Source organism: Rhizobium sp. NZLR1b (genome assembly GCF_019685155.1).
Lineage (GTDB): Bacteria > Pseudomonadota > Alphaproteobacteria > Rhizobiales > Rhizobiaceae > Rhizobium.
Map to the genome: position 1 here is coordinate 249,878 of NZ_JABDWC010000005.1, position 19,512 is coordinate 269,389.

General features: G+C 62.0%; 12 protein-coding genes and 1 pseudogene. 5 read left to right on the forward strand and 8 right to left on the reverse strand.

The window, feature by feature from the left end:
- Positions 1-17: 17 nt before the first annotated feature.
- The 4 genes from HJB84_RS09970 to dnaG all read right to left on the reverse strand — a co-directional run bounded on the left by HJB84_RS09970 (position 18) and on the right by dnaG (position 5,952).
- Positions 18-1,205, reverse strand: a complete 1,188-nt coding sequence (locus tag HJB84_RS09970) for a glycine C-acetyltransferase (RefSeq protein ID WP_207581226.1) — start codon at positions 1,203-1,205, stop codon at positions 18-20.
- Positions 1,206-1,269: 64 nt separating this feature from the next.
- On the reverse strand, positions 1,270-1,998 hold the full coding sequence (locus HJB84_RS09975) for a bifunctional 2-polyprenyl-6-hydroxyphenol methylase/3-demethylubiquinol 3-O-methyltransferase UbiG (protein WP_207581227.1): 729 nt from the start codon (positions 1,996-1,998) through the stop codon (positions 1,270-1,272).
- Between the two features lie 79 nt (positions 1,999-2,077).
- Positions 2,078-3,946: a DNA helicase RecQ gene (recQ, locus tag HJB84_RS09980; RefSeq protein WP_207581228.1), complete on the reverse strand. Its 1,869-nt coding sequence runs from the start codon at positions 3,944-3,946 to the stop codon at positions 2,078-2,080.
- Positions 3,946-5,952 carry a DNA primase gene (dnaG, locus tag HJB84_RS09985; RefSeq protein WP_207581229.1) on the reverse strand — a complete coding sequence of 669 codons (2,007 nt, stop codon included), beginning with the start codon at positions 5,950-5,952 and terminating at the stop codon, positions 3,946-3,948. The genes recQ and dnaG overlap by 1 nt, the downstream gene beginning before the upstream one ends.
- A gap of 669 nt (positions 5,953-6,621) precedes the next feature.
- On the opposite strand from dnaG, the gene HJB84_RS09990 reads away from it, so the two are divergent.
- Complete coding sequence (locus HJB84_RS09990) at positions 6,622-7,509, forward strand: hypothetical protein (RefSeq protein WP_207581230.1); 888 nt, start codon at positions 6,622-6,624, stop codon at positions 7,507-7,509.
- 125 nt (positions 7,510-7,634) lie between these two features.
- On the opposite strand, the gene HJB84_RS09995 is transcribed toward HJB84_RS09990, so the two are convergent.
- Positions 7,635-8,087: a GatB/YqeY domain-containing protein gene (locus HJB84_RS09995; protein ID WP_207581231.1), complete on the reverse strand. Its 453-nt coding sequence runs from the start codon at positions 8,085-8,087 to the stop codon at positions 7,635-7,637.
- A gap of 272 nt (positions 8,088-8,359) precedes the next feature.
- On the opposite strand from HJB84_RS09995, the gene carA reads away from it, so the two are divergent.
- A complete protein-coding gene (gene carA, locus HJB84_RS10000; RefSeq protein WP_207584346.1) occupies positions 8,360-9,565 on the forward strand; it encodes a glutamine-hydrolyzing carbamoyl-phosphate synthase small subunit in 1,206 nt (401 codons plus the stop codon).
- A gap of 288 nt (positions 9,566-9,853) precedes the next feature.
- A pseudogene (locus HJB84_RS10005) lies at positions 9,854-10,173 on the forward strand (antibiotic biosynthesis monooxygenase family protein).
- Between the two features lie 14 nt (positions 10,174-10,187).
- Here HJB84_RS10005 and HJB84_RS10010 read toward each other — a convergent pair.
- Together HJB84_RS10010 and HJB84_RS10015 are read right to left on the reverse strand one after the other, a co-directional pair.
- Positions 10,188-11,591 carry an MATE family efflux transporter gene (locus tag HJB84_RS10010; RefSeq protein WP_221115839.1) on the reverse strand — a complete coding sequence of 468 codons (1,404 nt, stop codon included), beginning with the start codon at positions 11,589-11,591 and terminating at the stop codon, positions 10,188-10,190.
- 142 nt (positions 11,592-11,733) lie between these two features.
- Positions 11,734-12,978, reverse strand: coding sequence for a TCR/Tet family MFS transporter (locus HJB84_RS10015; RefSeq protein WP_207581234.1), 1,245 nt, complete (start codon positions 12,976-12,978; stop codon positions 11,734-11,736).
- A gap of 333 nt (positions 12,979-13,311) precedes the next feature.
- On the opposite strand from HJB84_RS10015, the gene HJB84_RS10020 reads away from it, so the two are divergent.
- Positions 13,312-14,307 (forward strand): aldo/keto reductase, encoded by a 996-nt coding sequence (locus HJB84_RS10020; protein ID WP_207581235.1) that lies wholly within the window; start codon positions 13,312-13,314, stop codon positions 14,305-14,307.
- 52 nt (positions 14,308-14,359) lie between these two features.
- Here the strand turns inward: HJB84_RS10020 and HJB84_RS10025 are convergent, their stop codons facing one another.
- A complete protein-coding gene (locus tag HJB84_RS10025) occupies positions 14,360-15,280 on the reverse strand; it encodes a neutral zinc metallopeptidase (protein WP_221115840.1) in 921 nt (306 codons plus the stop codon).
- Positions 15,281-15,808: 528 nt separating this feature from the next.
- On the opposite strand from HJB84_RS10025, the gene carB reads away from it, so the two are divergent.
- Positions 15,809-19,297: a carbamoyl-phosphate synthase large subunit gene (carB, locus tag HJB84_RS10030; protein WP_207581237.1), complete on the forward strand. Its 3,489-nt coding sequence runs from the start codon at positions 15,809-15,811 to the stop codon at positions 19,295-19,297.
- Positions 19,298-19,512 lie beyond the last annotated feature (215 nt).

A 19,512-nucleotide genomic window follows, 5' to 3' on the forward strand; every position in this document is an offset into this window, starting at 1 on the left:
AGATGGCAGCCCCATTCTCAAATCACGCCCAGTTCCCGCCCTGCCTCGGCAAAGGCCGCAATCGCCCGCTCGACATCTTGACGCGAATGCGCTGCCGACATCTGCGTGCGGATGCGGGCCTGGCCCTTCGGCACGACCGGGAAGGAGAATCCGATCACATAGATGCCCCTCTTCAGCATCAGGCTCGCCATGTCCTGGGCAAGCTTCGCATCTCCCAGCATGACCGGGATGATCGGATGGCCTTTGCCGGCGAGCGTGAAGCCGAGCTTGGTCATTTCGGTGCGGAAGAGATCGGCATTGTCGGACAGGCGCTTGCGCAAGGCATCACCGTTTTCGATCAGGTCGAACACCCTGAGCGAGGCAGCGGCGATGACCGGCGCCAGCGTATTCGAGAACAGATAGGGCCGCGAACGTTGCCGCAGCCATTCGACGACCTCGGCCTTGGCCGAGGTATAACCGCCGGAGGCGCCACCGAGCGCTTTGCCGAGCGTGCCGGTGATGATGTCGATCCTGCCCTCGACACCGCAATGTTCGGGCGAGCCGCGGCCGTTCTTGCCGACGAAGCCCACGGCGTGGCTGTCATCGACCATGACCATCGCGCCGTATTTCTCGGCGAGATCGCAGACGCCGCCCAAATTGGCGATGATGCCGTCCATCGAGAAGACGCCGTCGGTGGCGATCAGCTTGAAGCGGCTGCCTTCGGCCTTCTTCAATTCCTCTTCGAGTGCCGCCATGTCGTTGTTGGCGTAGCGGAAGCGCTTGGCCTTCGAAAGCCTGACGCCGTCGATGATCGAGGCATGGTTCAGTGCGTCCGAGATGATCGCGTCTTCCTCGGAGAGCAGCGTTTCGAAAAGGCCGCCATTGGCGTCGAAGCAGGAGGAATAGAGGATCGTGTCTTCCATGCCCAGGAAGGTGGAGATGCGCGCTTCGAGCTGCTTGTGCTCCTCCTGCGTGCCGCAGATGAAGCGCACCGAAGCCATGCCGTAGCCGCAGCGATCGAGTGCCTGCTTGCCGGCCTCGGCCAGTTCCTCGTTGTCGGCAAGGCCGAGATAGTTGTTGGCGCAGAAATTCAGCACCCGTTCGCCGGTCGAAATCACGATCTCGCCCGCCTGCTTGGAGCTGATGATGCGCTCGGATTTGTAGAGGCCGGCATCCTTCAGCGCCGAAATCTCGGCTTGGAGATGGGAGAGGAATTGCGAGGTCATGGGCGGCCCTTCGTAGCGATTTCCGTGCCAGCCGGGTTAGCATATCGCCGCCGGCTTGTCTTCTTCAGCGCTGGACCGAGATCAGCAGGAACATCGGCCGGTCCAATTCCTGGACCCAATCGGGATTGTCCTGCAATTCCCGATCGTTCGGGCTCCACTCCTCGACATGGCGGATGGCGAAACCAGCCGCGATCAAGGTGTTGAGCGTCGTTCCAAGCTTGCGATGCTGTTTGACGACATCCTTGGCGAGCCAGTCGGTCGTGCGCGGACCCTCGACAGCATAGCGGTCGAGCGGCCAGACACGCCGACCTTCGACATCGGTAGACCAGTCCGGGTTGCTCGGCGCCATGAAGATCGGATGCTCGATGGTGAAGACGAATCGCGATCCCGGAATAAGCGCGTCATGCACGGTGGCAACGACACCGGCAAAGTCATCGACATAGTGCAGCGCCAGCGAGCTATAGGCGAAATCGAAGGAGGCTCCGGCAAGCTGGAGATGCTCGAGATCGGCGATCTCGTAGGTGATCGCGGCTTCCGATGTATCGGTCCGTGCTCGGGCGATCATCTTTTCCGAAATATCAAGCGCGAGAACGCTTGCAGCACCTTGGCCCACGGCAAATCGCGAAAACCAGCCGAAGCCGCAACCGAGGTCAATAACGCGTTTGCCGGTAAGGTCAGGCAGAAGTGCTCGAACCGCCGGCCATTCGGACGCTCCGTCCAGCCCGCGGACGGAGCGGCTGAGTTCGCTGTATCCGGCGAAGAATTCCACTCGATCGTAGATATTTCGGGTCATCAGCGTTCCTCCTGCGAGGCAGCATCTACCATGCCTCCTGTGCCGATCTCAACAATTGGCCGCCGGCTCAGCCTCTGGTTCAAGCACTGTCGTGCGAGAGAATGATCTCCAGAAACGCGTCGCCGTAACGCTCGAGCTTCGCCTGCCCGACGCCGGATATGGCGAGCAGTTCCTTGCGGCTCCGCGGCTTCTCGGTGGCAAAGGCGATCAGCGTCGTATCGGGAAAGACGACATAGGGTGGCACGCCGAGCGATTTTGCGATCGCCATGCGCTCAGCTCGCAGCGCCTCGAACAGCGTGCCGTCGGCACCCGACAGTCCCGATTTGCGTTCACTGCGTTCCGCCTTCTTCGTCCGCCGCTCGGAGGCCGGCCGGTCCTTGCGGAAGAACACGGGCCGCTCATGTTTGAAGACGGTGCGTGCCTCCGGCTCCAGTTTCAGCGCTCCGTAAGCCTCGTGATCGACGCGGACCAGCCCCATGGCGAGCATCTGACGGAAGACCGATTGCCAGACGCGCGCCGGAATATCCTTGCCGGCGCCGAAGACCGGCATCTCTGAGTGGCCGAAGCGCTCGGTCTTCTCGTTGACGTTGCCGACGAGCACGTCGACGACATGGCCGGCGCCGAAGCGCTCGCCGGTGCGGTAGATCGCGGCCAGCGCCTTGATCGCCGCTTCCGTGCCCTCCCAGGTTTCGACCGGCTTCAGGCAGGTGTCGCAATTGCCGCATTGTCCGGCATGCGCCTCGCCGAAATGCGCAAGGATCGCTTGGCGGCGGCAGGAGGCGGTCTCGCAGATCGCCAGCAATGCATTGAGCTTGGCGCGCTCGACCCGCTTGATCTCCGCGCCAGCACTGCCCTCGTCGATCATCCGGCCGCGCTGGATGACGTCGGCCATGCCATAGGCCATCCACACTTCGGACGGCAGGCCGTCACGGCCCGCACGCCCGGTCTCCTGATAGTAGGCTTCCACCGAGCCCGGCAGGTCGAGATGAGCGACATAACGCACATTCGGCTTGTCGATACCCATGCCGAAGGCGACGGTGGCGACCAGGCAGAGGTTTTCTTCTTTCAGGAAGGCATCCTGATTGGCGTCGCGAACCGCCCTGTCCATGCCGGCATGGTAGGCAAGCGCGCGCACACCCTGCCCGTTCAGCCACTCGGCCGTATCCTCGACCTTGGCGCGGGACAGGCAATAGACGATGCCGCTGTTTCCCTTGTGGCCGGACAGGAACCGCAAGAGCTGTTGCCGCGGCTGGTCGCGCTCGACGATCTCATAGGCGATGTTCGGACGGTCGAAGCTGGTGGTGAAGATCTCGGCAGCGTCGAGCCCCAGCCGCTCGATGATGTCGTCGCGCGTATGCGGATCGGCCGTCGCCGTCAGCGCCACCCTGGGCACGCCGGGATATTGTTCGCCGAGCCGGCCGAGCGCGCGATATTCCGGCCGGAAATCATGGCCCCATTGCGAGACGCAATGGGCCTCGTCAATCGCGAACAGTGCAATCTTCTCGTTGGCGATCAGCTCGCGGAAGCCGTCGGTGAGGATGCGCTCCGGTGTGACGTAGAGAAGGTTGAGCTGACCTGCCGAAAGCGCGCGGCGGACTGCGATAAACTCCTCGCGCGACAGCGACGAGTTGAGCGCGGCGGCGCGGATGCCGAGCTGCTTCATCGCCTCCACCTGATCGCGCATCAGCGCAATCAGCGGCGAAACGACGATGCCGACGCCGTCACGGCAGAGCGCCGGAATCTGGAAGCACAGCGATTTGCCCGCGCCTGTGGGGAAGAGCACAACGGCATCGCCGCCGGCAACCACATGCTCGACCACCTGCTGCTGCTTGCCGCGGAAGGAGGAGTAGCCGTAGATCTGCTTGAGGATTTCGAGCGGCGCGCGGCCAGCGGAAAACAGCGCATCGGCGGCGGAAAAGCCCGGTTCGTTCCGTTCGGTCAGCGGCATCAGTGGTTCGCCGCCCCTTTGACGCGGCCGGAAAGCACGCCGAAGCCGTCGATGATCGCCTCCTGGTTCTCAAGGCGCACCCCTTCGAAATGCACTTCCTGCTGGGCTCGGATCAGATGAACGATCGCCTCGCCGTCGCCGGCTTCGGTCGCCAGCGCAATCTCGCGTTCGAGCTCCATCTTCTGCCGGCGCAACGCTTTTGCCCGTTTGTGGAAGGCGAGCGCCTGGCGATAACCCTCACGCGCATCCTCCATCGCCGCCTCCTCGGTCGCCGTCCAGAGCCTGGCATTGCGCACCTGCTGGTCGAGGCTCTTGATGAGAGGGCCGAACCCTTCGAATTCTAGCCGCTCGGTCAGATAGTCGCGCGTCAGATGCGGGCCGGCGACCGCAGCCGCTGCCCCAAGCATGGCCGACCAGAGCCGCTGCAGCTCGCGGCTGTCGTAGTCGATCGCGGCGATCTCGTCATAATCGTCGATCATCAGGGCCGGATGATTGACGATGGTCAGCGCCAGCACGCTTTCGCGCAACGCCGTATTGTCCCGGTGGCCACGCACCGGCCCCGAGCGGGCGAGCCGGTCGGAAATGACGCTGGGGCTTTTCGGCCCTGCCTTGCCCGCATTATCGCGGCCCGTCCGGGAATTGCCGTTGCCGTTGAAGCCGCGGCGTTCGCCATTGTTGCGGTTCTGGAACTGCGGCTGGAAGAAGGTGTTCAGCCGATCGCGGATATCCTGCTGGTAATGGCGGCGCACATTCTCGTCGGCGATGACGGCAACCAGCTGTTTCAGCCGCGCCTCGAGTTCGGCGCGCGCCTCGGGCGTGTCGAACTTGCCGGTGTTGATCTCCCGGCTCCACAGCATCTCCGAAAGCGGCTTCGCCTGGCTCATCACCTTGTCGAAGGGTGTGCGCCCATCGTCGCGCACGAGATCGTCCGGGTCCTTGCCATCCGGCAGAAGCGCGAAACGGACCGAACGGCCGGGCTTCAAATGCGGCAGCGCCAGTTCGGCGGCGCGATTGGCGGCGCGAACGCCGGCGCCGTCGCCGTCAAAGCAGAGCACCGGCTGCGGCACCATCTTCCAGAGGAGCTCGAGCTGGTTTTCGGTGAGCGCCGTGCCGAGCGGCGCGACGGCGTTCTCGATGCCGGCCTGATGCAGCGCGATCACGTCCATATAGCCTTCGACGGCGATGATGGTGCCGGTCACATTATCGTCCTGAGGATCGCTGCGGCCCGGACCCTGGATCGCGCGGCGCGCGCGGGCGAAATTGTAAAGTACATTGCCCTTGTGGAAGAGCTCCGTCTCGTTGGAATTTAGATATTTCGCCGGCGCATCGGCCGACATGGCGCGGCCGCCGAAAGCGATCACCTTTTCCCGCGACGAGAGGATCGGGAACATGATGCGGTCGCGGAAGCGATCGTAGGAAACCGGCACGTTTTCGTGAACGACCAGGCCGCAAGCCTCGATCTGCTCTTTGGTGACGCCCTTGCCGGCGAGAAATTCCTTGAGCGCATTGCGGCTATCCGGCGCATAGCCGAGACGGAAGGTCTCGATGGTGCGCCCAGTCAGCCCACGGTCGCGCAGATAGGCGCGCGCCCTCGCCCCATTCGCCGTCTGCAATTGATCCTGGAAAAATTGTGTCGCCATTTCCATGACGTCGATCAGCGAGCCACGCTCCTTCTCGCGCTTCTCCATCACGGGATCGGCAAGCGGCATCGGAACGCCGGCCATATCGGCGATCTGCTGCACCGCCTCGGGGAAACTCAGACCCTCCAGCTCGGTGAGGAAGCGAAAATGGTCGCCGGTGAGGCCGCAGCCGAAGCAGTGATAGCGGCCCTTCCGGTCCTCGCAGTGGAAGCTCGGCGACTTCTCGCCGTGGAACGGGCAGCAGGCCCAGTAATCGCCGCGCGACACGTTGGTCTTGCGCTTGTCCCAGCTCACGCGGCGCGCGATCACGTTCGAAATCGGAACGCGGTCGCGGATATCATCGAGAAAGGTGTTGGAAAAGCGCATTTATACCTCTTGGCCAACCTCCATATAAGCTGCTTTGCCGCTCCATGCCACGAAACTTGTCATCAAAACCCGCTATTCACAGGCAAGTGCACCCATGGCCATCAGCGCTGTTTATCCCATCAACAACGCGTTATCGCCCCCTGCGACAGGGTGCGACATTATTGTCTTTCAAGCACCGAAATTCCACCGTTGCAAATGTCTCGGCTAGAGCGTCGACCCTTAGCAGAATTGAATTAAAACGTTCTAAAACAGACACTTATCTCGCGCATCGATTGTGCAACTCTATTCCGCCGGCGCCTGCCGAGCCTTTGCTGCGGCGCCTCCAAAATCGATGTTTTCGGCAATTATTATTTTTTTGTAATTTGAACAAGCCGCCGCACCGCAATAGGTTCGATCTCAACAAAGCGATCCCCGAGCGAAGCACCATCCCTACCCCCGGCGCCGCTTCGCAAGGGTGCCTTTGCAAATACCCTCCGGCTTGGGCCTCGGCCCTGCGTTTGCCGGCGGAAGCAAAGAGCAAGAAGGCAGGAGCGCCCCCAGCTCCTGCCTTCTTAAATTTTGGCTCCCTTTGCGACAACTCTCCTTTGAAATTAACCGCTTATTGACAAAACCGTTGACAGGCAGCGCTTGCATGAAAGATGTATGCGCCGAACTCCTGGACCCCTCCAAATGGCTTTTACCGCGGAAAACCTCGCAGCCGACGATCGCTTTCTCGCTGCGATCCTGCATTGCGCCGATCAGATGCTCTCGATCTATCGCGAGAGCCCGCGCATCGCCTCGATTTTCGCCGCGCAGCAGCGCTGGCTGATGGCCCATGCCGGCTTCGCGCTTCATTACGGTTATCCCGACGACGGCAAGAGCGGCCTCTATTCCGGCCGCTTCATCGATTTCGCGGTCAGGAACGACATCGCCAGCCGCAATACAGCCGCGGCCTTCATGCAGGAAATGTTGGCCTATCGTTTCCTGCGGCCGGTTCCCGGCCCCGACAAGCGCACGCGCTATCTGGAGCCCACGGAAACCGCTGAGCAGCATTTCACCCGATGGCTCGTTGCCCATCTGATGATCCTCGACAACCTCGATGGCGGTGAACGCGCCGGCAAGGTCACCGCCGATCCCTCGGCGTTGATGGCAGCGATCCAGCCGCGGATCGCCAGGGCGATCATTGGCAGCGAGGCGGTGCGCAATCCAGGCCCCACCTTCAACCTCTTCAACTGGGCAAATACCGGCGGGCTGGTGATGGACTACCTGATCTCGCGCCTTCCGGAATTTCCTCGGACGGCCGAACGTGTCGTGCTCGGCCCTCTGTCTCTCAGGGAAATCCGCGAACAGTTCATGATCTCCAACACCCACCTGAAGCGGCTTCTGACACAGGCAGCGGCGATGGAGAGTGTCGGGTGGACAGCACCCTCCCGCAAGGGCGACTTCTGGCTGTCGCGCCGCTTCATCCTCGAATATTGGAACTATCAGGCGGCGAAATTCGCCATCATCGATGCCGCAGCCGAAGCGGTGCTCGGGCCTGCGGTCCGCGACGAACCGCAAGCAAGACGTGTCAGCTGAGCAATTCCAGGAAAAGTGTGAAGCGGTTTTCCCAGGCAAAGCGCGAAGTGCTTTTGCCGGGAATTGCGTAAAACAAAATTGGAGCGGTTCAGCTTCCATGAATGCAGGACCGCTCCAAAGACGGATCAGCTCAACAATTCCTTGACGGTCGCCGACGCCTTGGCGAAATCCATCTGGCCGGCATAACGCTCCTTCAGCGCCGCCATCACCTTGCCCATGTCCTTGGCACCCGCGGCGCCCGTCTCGGCGATAATTGCCGAGACATTGGCGCGCACCTCACCGTCCGAAAGTTGCTTCGGCATGAAATCCTGGATGACGATGATTTCGGCGCGCTCCTTGGCGGCAAGCTCCGGCCGGGAATTCTCCTCGTAGATCTTTGCCGATTCGTCGCGCTGCTTTACCATCTTGGCGAGAATCTGCAGAATCTCGTCGTCGCTCGCCTGCTCCTTGCCGGTGCCGCGATTGGCGATATCGCGGTCCTTGACCGCGGCCTGAATCAGCCGGACGGTGGAAAGCCGCTCCGCATTCTTGGCCTTCATCGCCTCTTTCAGCTGGGTGGCGAGTTGATCGCGCAGCATGGTCTTTACTCCTGTTTTGATGCCGCTTCATAAACCACGCTGATGCGGCGGATCAAATAAATTGCGCGGTCGACGCGATAAACCGCAGGAAAACGGCGGCAATCTCGGCTAGAAAGATTGACCGCAGACGAATGCATGGCTATCTACCGCCACCTGCACCAAAATTCGTGATCAGGCCTGAAGCGCGCGGCATAGCCGTGTCCACACGCCTGCGAGATCAAATGGCGACGAGCGCCGCAACGCGCGCACCGGCCGCCGGAAACGGGATGAAGATGACCGCGACAGCACCCTGGACAATCGAAAAGCCGACCGCCCTGCTCGTTCTTGCCGACGGCACGGTCATCGAAGGCAAGGGCATCGGCGCCACCGGCAAGGTGCCGGCCGAAGTGGTCTTCAATACGGCGCTGACCGGTTATGAGGAGATCCTGACCGACCCCTCCTATCTCGGCCAGATCGTCACCTTCACCTTTCCGCATATCGGCAATATCGGCACCAACGATGAAGACATCGAGGACCTGACGCCTGCCGCCCGCCACGGCGCCGTCGGCGTCATCTTCAAGGCCGACATCACCGACCCTTCGAACTATCGCGCCGCCAAGCATCTCGACCAATGGCTGAAGGCGCGCGGCGTCGTCGGCCTCTGCGGCATCGACACGCGCGCACTGACCGCCTGGATCCGCGAGAACGGCGCCCCGAACGCGGTGATCGCCCACGATCCGAACGGCGTCTTCGACATCGAGGCGTTGAAGGCCGAAGCCAAGGCCTGGAGCGGCCTCGAAGGCCTCGACCTTGCCAAGATCGCCTCGTCGGGCCAGTCCTCGCAATGGACGGAAACGCCGTGGGTCTGGAACGAAGGTTACGGCCAGCTCAGTGCAACGGACGCGAAATACCACGTTGTCTGCCTCGACTACGGCGTCAAGCGCAACATCCTGCGCCTGTTTGCCGGTCTCGACTGCAAGGTGACCGTCGTGCCGGCCGCAACGAGCGCCGAAGACGTGCTCGCCATGCAGCCGGACGGCATCTTCCTGTCGAACGGCCCGGGCGATCCGGCGGCAACCGGCGAATATGCCGTGCCTGTGATCAAGACGCTAGTTAAGACCGATATCCCGGTCTTCGGCATCTGCCTCGGCCATCAGATGCTGGGTCTTGCCCTCGGCGCCAAGACCGAGAAGATGCATCAGGGTCATCACGGCGCCAATCATCCCGTCAAGGATCATACCACCGGCAAGGTCGAGATCGTCTCGATGAACCATGGCTTCGCGGTCGACTCGAAATCACTGCCCGATGGCGTTGAAGAGACTCATATTTCGCTTTTCGACGGCACCAATTGCGGCCTGCGCGTCCTCGGCAAACAGGTCTTCTCCGTCCAGCACCATCCGGAAGCCTCTCCCGGGCCCCAGGACAGCCACTATCTCTTCCGCCGCTTCATCAACATGGTGCGCGAGAAGAAGGGCGAGCCGGCCCTCGCCGAACGCTGATTTCAATGCCGCCCCCATTTCAGATGAAGGCTCGCCTATAGGCGAGCCTTTAACATATTGACAAACCTCACTCTTCGTCATCCTCGGCCTTGTGCCGAGGATCTGCTGCCATATCGACTGGAGGCAGATGCTCGGGACAAGCCGGAGCATGACGAAAGTTGTGTTGGCGCGCTTGTCAGCAGTCTAAGGGTTCGCACCGCGAGCCTTTTTCTTTGCCTTGCATGTTGACCTCGACTTAACTTGAGGAATTACAAACTCCCCGCAGACATCTAATGCAGGAGAAAATAGATGAGCGGAGCCTACTTTCGTGTCGACAAATTCGTCGTGCCGCCGCGGCGCGTGAGGAATTTCTCGTCAAAGTGATGATGACCCACAAGCTGCTGGAGGCCCAGGAGGGTTTCATCGACCACAGAGTGCTGGAACAGGTCGCTGGTCCCGGCGAGTTCAACTTCGTGACCATCGCCCAATGGGAAAGCGCCGAGGTCGTCGAGCGTGCGCGGGCAGCCGTCGCCGCCGCGTACGAGGCGGCGAATTTCGATCCGCAGGAACTGTTCGCGCGCCTCGGCATCCGCGCCGATATCGCCAGCTACAAGCCTGTCGCGGCGTGAGCTACGCGGCCGGCTCAGGCGCCGGCCGTCGCTCCCTCCCGGCGAAGGAGAAGGTAGAACCGCCAGCAGAGCATGACGGCCGCCGCCGCCAGCCCGACGAGGAACCCGAACCAGATACCGATGCCGCCGAAGCCGAGCGGGAAGGCAAAGGCCCAGGCAAGGAAGAAGCCAATCGGCCAATAGGCAATCAACGCCATGATCATCGGCACACGTGCGTCCTTGAGGCCGCGCAGCAATCCGTTGGCGATCACCTGCAGGCCATCGACCAACTGGAAAAGCCCGGCGACGACAATCAACGGTCCGGCATAGGCAAGCACCTGGGGCGCCTCCGGCGAGTGAACGTCGAGGAACCAGCTGCCGAGGAATTGCGGCATAGTGGCAAACAGCACCGAGCCCACCGCTGAAATGGCGCAGGCAAGGATGAGCACCATGATCGAAGCGCGTACCACCCCCCGGTAATCACCCTGCCCGTGGGCGACGCCGACGCGCACCGTCGCCGCTTGGCTGAGGCCGAGCGGGATCATGAAGGCGATCGAGGCCCATTGCAGGGCGATGCCGTGGGCGGCGAGCTCGATGGTGCCGATATACCCCATCAACAGCGACGCCACGGTGAACAGGCTGACCTCGGCAAGGATGGTCACGCTGATCGGCAGACCAAGCCGGATGACCTCCAGCAAAGCATGCCAGTCGGGCTTCCAGAACCGCACGAAGATCTCGTAGCGCCGCGTCTCTTCCCGCCGCTGCACAAAAGCCAGGATGAAGAGGAAACCAGCTGTCTGGACGACGACCGAAACGATCGCCGCTCCCTCGAGCCCCATCGCCGGAAAGCCGAAATGGCCAAGCACGAGGGCATAGGCGAAGATCGCGTTCATCACCAGCGTGACGACGGTGACGTTGAGGATGATGCCCGCCTTGCCGATGGCGCTGACCAGCGCGCGCATGACGTTGAAGAGCAGCGCCGGCAGCAGGCCGAACTGGCCGATCATGATGTAGCCATGAGCGAGCTTGGCCACTTCGGGCTTTTGCTGTGCGAAGAGAAGGATCCGCTCCGAATTGAAGAAGGCCGGCTGCATGATGACCCAGTATGCGATCACTACCCACAGACCCATGCGCAACGCCCGGCGCACAGAGACGACGTCGCCGCGGCCATAGGCCTGCGCCACCATCGGAATGACAGCGATGGCAAAGCCCGAGCCGAAGATCAGGATCGTGAACAGGAATTGCGCCGAAAGCACCATCGCCGCCAGATGTTCGGCGCCGAGACGACCGACGATCATCACGTCGGTGGTGTTGATGCCGAGTTGGGCAAGCTGCGCGCCGATCAGCGGAATGCCGAGCGCCAGCGTTGCACGGAAATGTGCGCCCCAACGATTATCGGTTGCCGGCGCAAGCCTGCGCGCGTCGATCGGCGTGTCCATGACACCAGTCCTGTGATTGAAATATGTGTCACCGCAACTTGCGGCGAAATATCCTTCGGGCTTAGATCAAAGTCCCGCAAAGAACTACCCCAAAGCAGGCAGATGATGAAAAATTCATCATCGCATCATCATTTCTGATCGATCAACCCGCCGCTTCCAGCGCCTCGTCCGGCTCACGGACCCGGACCCGTACGAGAAACACGCCTGAAGCCAGCAGGATGAACAGGGCGGCGGTCAGATAGGGTGCGCCGGCAAAGGTGACGGGCGCCTCCGGCCGGGTGAAATAGCTGAACAATTGCGTGAAGATCAGCGGCCCGAGGATGGTGGTGATGCTGCTGAGGCTGGTTAGCGCACCCTGCAGTTCCCCCTGCGCCGAGGGCGGCACCTTGCCGGCGGCGATACTGCGCAGCGGCGGATCGGCGACGTTCTCCATGACGGTCGCGACGATGACGACATAGACCACCCAGCCTTCCCAGGCAAAAGCATAGCCGGTGAGTCCGACGGCCGAGAAACAGAGGCCGAGCAGAGCCGTCTTCCACTCGCCGAGAACCGGCACGATACGCGGCAGAACCAGCCCCATGATGAGCGCCGCGCCGATGCCGTAAATACCGAGCGACAGGCCGATCTGTCCCTCGCTCCAGCCGTAGCGATAGGTCGAGACGAACGACCAGACCGAGGGATAGACGGCATGCGCCAGGAAGAACAAGAACATCACGAGGCTGACCCAGCCGATGCCGGGATAGTGGCGCATCTGTCGCAACGCGCCGAGCGGATTGGCACGTTTCCACTCGAACCGGCGGCGGTTTTTCGCCTCCAGGGTTTCCGGCAACAGGAAGCAGGCGGCGATGAAATTGACGAGAGACAGCGCAGCCGCGCCGAGGAACGGCACACGCGGGCCGAATTCGCCGAGCACACCGCCGATGACCGGGCCGATCGTGAAACCGACGCCGAAGGCGATGCCGATCAATCCGAAATTCTTTGCCCGGTTCTCCTCCGTGCTGATGTCGGCGATATAGGCCGAGCAGGTGGCAAAACTGCCGCCGCTGATGCCGGCAAGCACGCGGCCGACGAACAGCATCCAGAAGCTGGTGGCGATGCCGCAGATGAAATTGTCGATCGCAAAAGTCAGCACCGAAAGCAACAGGATCGGCCGGCGGCCGAACCGGTCGGAGAGATTTCCGAGCAGTGGCGCGAACAGGAATTGCATGCCGGCATAGACGAGCATCAGCCAGCCCCCGTCGATCGCCGCATCGCTGACGCCGCCGCCGGTCAGTTGCTCCAGATAGGCGGGCAGCACCGGCATGATGATGGCAATGCCGATAATGTCGAGGAAAAGGATGATGAAGACCAGAAAAAGGCCGCGGCGAACGAATTTAGGATCAAGCATGAGGCATCTCTACGGCGGTTGGTCCTGAAAAGACGATCTCGTCGCCGAGAAAGTGACATAGCTCAGAACATAAACCGAAACAATCCGTGAACATTTCAAAGTTTTTGATAGTGCTGAACGGGCAATTTATAATTTGCCTCAACCGCAGAGCGCGGCAACGTGATCATTGCCTCCCTTGCAATCGCGATAACGGCATCCAGATCATTCTAAAAAAGATCGTTCATTGTGCATTCCGCCGCACGGCCCGTTCGACGCCATCCGGATTATCGCGCAGGAGCGAAGGCTGTAAAACAGCACCCGACAGCACTGCTCGGCGCTGATGAGGAGAAGACAATGCAGACCTATCGTCTGGGAAAGACCGGACCCGAAGTCTCGGCCATCGGCCTCGGCTGCATGGGCATGTCGGGCATGTACGGCCCCTCCGACAGAGCAGAAAGCATCGCGACGATCCATGCCGCGCTCGATGCCGGCATCAACCTGCTCGACACCGGCGATTTCTACGGCATGGGCCATAACGAGATGCTGATCGGCGAAGCACTGAAGGGCCGCAGGCGCGAGGATGCCGTCATCAGTGTCAAGTTCGGGGCCTTGCGCGATCCTGCCGGCGGCTGGAACGGCGTCGACGCCCGGCCGGTCGCGGTGAAGAACTTCCTCACTTATACACTGCAGCGCCTCGGCGTCGACTATATCGACATCTACCGCCCGGCCCGGCTCGATCCGAACGTGCCGATCGAGGACACGGTCGGCGCCATCGCCGATATGGTTAAAGCGGGTTATGTCAGGCACATCGGCCTGTCGGAAGTCGGCGCCGACACCATCCGCTGCGCCGCCACCGTTGCCCCGATCGTCGACCTGCAGATCGAATATTCGCTGATCTCGCGCGGCATTGAAGAGAAGATCCTGCCGACGACACGCGAACTCGGCATCTCGATCACCGCCTATGGCGTACTCTCGCGCGGCCTGATCAGCGGCCACTGGCAAAAGGGCCAGGGTGCGACGGCCGGCGATTTCCGTGCCTACAGCCCACGCTTCCAGGAAGGCAATATCGAGCAGAACCTCGCTTTGGTGGAAAAGCTGCGTGAGATTGCAGAGGTAAAAAGCGTCTCGGTCGCCCAGATCGCCATCGCCTGGGTCGCCGCCAAGGGCAAGGATATCGTCCCGCTCATCGGCGCCCGCCGCCGCGACCGGCTGACCGAGGCTCTCGGCTCGCGCGCGGTCGACCTATCGAAAGAAGATTTCGTCGCCATCGAACGCGCCGTGCCGAAGGATGCGGCTGCCGGTAGGCGCTATCCCGAGCATATGCTGCAGCATATGGACAGTGAGAGGTGAGCGGGTGGAAGGGCAATCACCACTCTTCCAACACAGCGTTATTCCCTCACCCTCAAACCGGCCCTGAGAACGTGTCGCAAGCCGACAGCTGGCCGCTGTCGAAGCCGCGCTTGAACCATCTGACGCGCTGTTGTGATGTGCCGTGGTTGAAACTCTCAGGCACGACATAACCCTGCGACCGTTTCTGCAGGGTATCGTCGCCGATCTGCTGAGCGGCGTTCAGCGCTTCCTCCAGATCGCCTGACTCCAGCAGGCCTTTCTGCTGGGTATATTTGCCCCAGATGCCGGCGAAGCAATCGGCCTGCAGCTCGACGCGCACCGACATCTTGTTGGCCTCCTCCTCGCTCATGCGCTGGCGGGCCTGGTTGAACTTCGGCAGGATGCCGAGCAGGTTCTGCACGTGATGGCCGACCTCGTGAGCGACGACATAGGCCTCGGCGAAATCGCCCGACGCGCCGAACCGGTCGGAGAGCTCCCGGAAGAAATCCGTGTCGAGATAGAGCTTATGGTCACCGGGGCAGTAGAACGGCCCGGTTGCAGCCGATGCTGAGCCGCAGGCCGATGCCGTCGAGCCCGAAAACAGCACGAGACGCGGCTCCTCGTACGTCTGGCCTTGCGCCTGGAAGATGCCCGTCCAGGTATCCTCGGTTTCGGCAAGCACGGTACGCATGAAGGCGGTCATCTCATCATTGGCAGGCGTGCGTGCTCCTCCAGACTGGCTCTGCTCGTAGCCGGGGCCGCTCGTCGTGCCGCCGTTATCAAGCACCTGCATCAGATCGATGCCCATTGCCTTGAAGATAAAATAGATGACGACGAGGAAGATGATCGTGCCGATGCTCAGGCCACCGCCGGCACGGCGAACGCCGCCGCCGGAGGGAAAATTGAAGCCACCGCCGCGGCCAAAACCGCCGCTGCTCGGGTCGCCGCGGCGATCTTCGATATTGTCGGACTGACGCCGGCCTCTCCATTCCATCTTCGTTCTCCCCGGCAATGCCGTGCTTGCACCTTAAGGAATCTATATATCCGTCGACGGCCGGAATTCCAGCGGCTTCATCGGGCAATCAGACCATGCCTGGGGCAAGATCGTGGACCGCTGCAGCGCTTCCACCCAAGGGCATTGCACCGAGGTAGTGACCAGCCGCGGGCGAGAACCGAAACGCTCTGAAGCAAGCCGCCGCGACGACGCGGGCGCCGATCTCTCTGCTTCTGGCCGGATCAGGGTCGTGCCGCTGCATCCAAGCGGATCGGGCTTCACGAAGCCGCGGTCGACCTCGCCCGTCCGGCGCGTCATGGCGAAATCTGGGTGCTCGTCCTGCCTGAGGGGAAACAGCCTGCCGCGCGGCGTTGGATTCCTGTCGATTCCGCGATTTATGGGGTTCCGTTTGCAAGTACATTTGCCTATAAGCCGCTTCTAGCCTGAAAAGACCCTCAATGCGCGACCCGACCCGGTGATCTCCCACCCTGGCCGGCTTTTTGCGCAGCCAGACAATGGATATCGCCCATGCCGAAGCGCCAAGACATCAAATCGATCCTCATCATCGGCGCGGGACCGATCGTTATTGGCCAGGCTTGCGAGTTCGACTATTCCGGCACCCAGGCCTGCAAGGCGCTGAAGGAGGAGGGCTACCGCGTCATCCTCGTCAATTCCAACCCGGCGACGATCATGACCGATCCGGGCCTTGCCGACGCCACCTATGTCGAGCCGATCACCCCAGAGGTCGTCGCCAAGATTATCGCCAAGGAGCGCCCGGATGCGCTGCTGCCGACCATGGGCGGCCAGACGGCGCTGAACACCGCGCTTTCACTGAAGCGCATGGGCGTGCTCGACCGTTACAATGTCGAAATGATCGGCGCCAAGCCCGCCGCCATCGACATGGCCGAGGACCGCGCGCTGTTTCGCGAAGCGATGGCCCGGATCGGGCTGGAAACGCCGCGCTCGATGCTGGCGAACGCCACCGACATCAAGGACCTCGACCGCAAGACGCACGAGGCCGAGCGCAACAAGCTGCGCGACAGCCTCTCCGGATCCGACCTCGACAAGGCACTGGACGAGCTGGAAAACCAGTGGAACCTCGGCGAGAGCGATCGTAAGCAGCGATACATCAGCCACGCCATGGCGATCGCCGCCCAGGCGATCGACCATGTCGGCCTGCCCGCCATCATCCGCCCCTCCTTCACCATGGGCGGCACCGGCGGCGGCATCGCCTATAACCGGTCGGAATTCTTCGAGATCGTCGGCGGTGGCCTCGACGCCTCGCCGACCACCGAAGTGCTGGTCGAGGAATCGGTGCTCGGATGGAAGGAATATGAAATGGAGGTCGTCCGCGACAAGGCGGACAACTGCATCATCATCTGCTCCATCGAAAACATCGACCCGATGGGCGTCCATACCGGCGATTCGATCACCGTCGCGCCGGCGCTGACGCTGACCGACAAGGAATACCAGATCATGCGCAACGCCTCGATCGCGGTGCTGCGCGAGATCGGCGTTGAGACCGGCGGCTCGAACGTCCAGTTCGCCGTCAATCCGAAAGACGGCCGCCTCGTCGTCATCGAGATGAACCCGCGCGTCTCGCGTTCGTCGGCGCTGGCATCCAAGGCCACCGGCTTCCCGATCGCCAAGATCGCCGCCAAGCTCGCCATCGGTTATACGCTCGACGAATTGGACAACGACATCACCGGCGGCGCAACGCCCGCCTCGTTCGAACCGTCGATCGACTACGTCGTCACCAAGATCCCGCGTTTCGCCTTCGAGAAATTCCCCGGCGCCTCGCCGGTGCTGACGACCGCGATGAAGTCGGTCGGCGAAGTCATGGCGATCGGCCGCACCTTCGCCGAATCTCTGCAGAAGGCGCTGCGCGGCCTCGAAACCGGCCTGACCGGCCTCGACGAAATCGAGATCCCCGACTCCGAGGAAGGCGAATCCAGCCACAACGCCATCCGCGCCGCCATCGGCACGCCGACGCCGGATCGCCTGCGCATGGTCGCCCAGGCATTGCGCATGGGTCTCAGCATCGAAGAGGTGCATGAAGGCTGCAAGATCGATCCCTGGTTCATCGCCGAGCTTAAGAACATCATCGACACGGAAGCCCGTATCCGCGAGCATGGCCTGCCCGAAGATGCCGATAACCTCCGCATGCTGAAGGCGATGGGCTTTTCCGACGCCCGTCTGGCGACGCTGACCGGCAAGCGCCCCAAGCAGGTCGCCGAATTTCGCAACAGCCTGAACGTCCGCCCTGTGTTCAAGCGCATCGATACCTGTGCGGCCGAATTCGCCTCGCCGACTGCCTACATGTATTCGACCTATGAGACGCCCTTCGTCGGCGCCGCCCGCTCCGAGGCGGACGTGTCCGACCGCAAGAAGGTCGTCATCCTCGGCGGCGGCCCGAACCGCATCGGCCAGGGCATCGAGTTCGACTATTGCTGCTGCCATGCCGCCTTCGCGCTGAAGGATGCGGGTTATGAAGCGATCATGATCAACTGCAACCCTGAAACCGTCTCGACCGACTACGACACCTCGGACCGCCTCTATTTCGAGCCGCTGACGGCCGAGGACGTGATCGAGATCCTGCGCGCCGAGCAGGAAAAGGGCGAAGTCGTCGGCGTCATCGTCCAGTTCGGCGGCCAGACACCGCTGAAGCTTGCCGAAGCGCTTGAGAAGAACGGCATCCCGATCCTCGGCACTGCGCCTGATATGATCGACCTCGCCGAGGACCGCGACCGCTTCCAGAAGCTGCTGATGAAGCTCGATCTCAACCAGCCGAACAACGGTATCGCCTATTCGGTCGAGCAGGCCCGCATGGTCGCTACCGAAATCGGCTTCCCGCTGGTCGTGCGCCCCTCCTACGTGCTCGGCGGCCGCGCCATGCAGATCCTGCATTCGGAAGGCCAGCTGCAGAGCTACCTGCTCGACACGGTTCCCGAACTGGTGCCGGAGGACATCAAGCAGCGCTATCCCAACGACAAGACGGGCCAGATCAACACCCTGCTCGGCAAGAACCCGCTGCTCTTCGACAGCTATCTCTCTCATGCCATCGAAGTCGATGTCGACTGCCTGTCCGACGGCACCGACGTCTATGTCGCCGGCATCATGGAGCATATCGAGGAAGCCGGCATTCATTCCGGCGACAGCGCCTGCTCGCTGCCACCGCGCACGCTCTCCCCCGAAATGCTAGACGAGTTGGAACGCCAGGCGAAGGCGATGGCCAAGGCGCTCAACGTCGGCGGCCTGATGAACGTCCAGTTCGCCATCAAGGACGGCACCGTCTACGTTCTCGAAGTCAATCCGCGCGCCTCGCGCACCGTGCCCTTCGTCGCCAAGACCATCGGCGCGCCGATCGCCAAGATCGCCGCCCGCGTCATGGCTGGCGAGAAACTCGATGCAGCCTTTGCCGCCTATGGCGAAAAGCCCGATCCACGCAAGCTGAAGCACATCGCCGTCAAGGAAGCCGTCTTCCCCTTCGCCCGTTTCCCCGGTGTCGACACGCTACTCGGCCCGGAAATGCGCTCGACCGGCGAAGTCATCGGCCTCGACACCGATTTCGCTCTCGCCTTTGCCAAGTCGCAGCTCGGCGCCAGCGTCGAGCTGCCGCGTGACGGGACGGTCTTCGTCTCCGTGCGCGACGCGGACAAGCTGCGCGTACTCCCGGCGATCCGCATCCTCGTCGAACAGGGCTTCAAGGTGCTGGCGACCGGCGGCACGGCCCGCTTCCTCGGCGAAAACGGCATCACCGCCACCAAGATCAACAAGGTGCTGGAAGGCCGCCCGCACATCGAGGACGCTATCCGCAACCGTCAGGTCCAGCTCGTCATCAACACCACCGACGGCAACAAGGCGATCTCCGACTCCAAGTCGCTGCGCCGCGCGACGCTGATGCAGAAGGTGCCTTATTACACGACGATGGCAGGTGCTGAGGCCGCCGCCCAGGCGATCAAGGCGCTGAAGGCCGGCAATCTCGAAGTGCGGCCGCTGCAGAGCTACTTCGCCTGAGATTAATGCATGTCGCCCGGAAGTGTGCAGCGGTTCCGGGACAACGACATGCATAAAACAAAGGGCTAAAGCGCGTCGCATGAATCAAATTTGATGCGTCGCGCTTTAGAGCAATTCCAGCAAAAGAGTGCCGCGGTTTTGCGTCCGGAATTGCCTAAGAACAAAGAGACAGCGCCATCGCTCGGTGAGCGGTGGCGGCAGCTCAAGCGGAATCA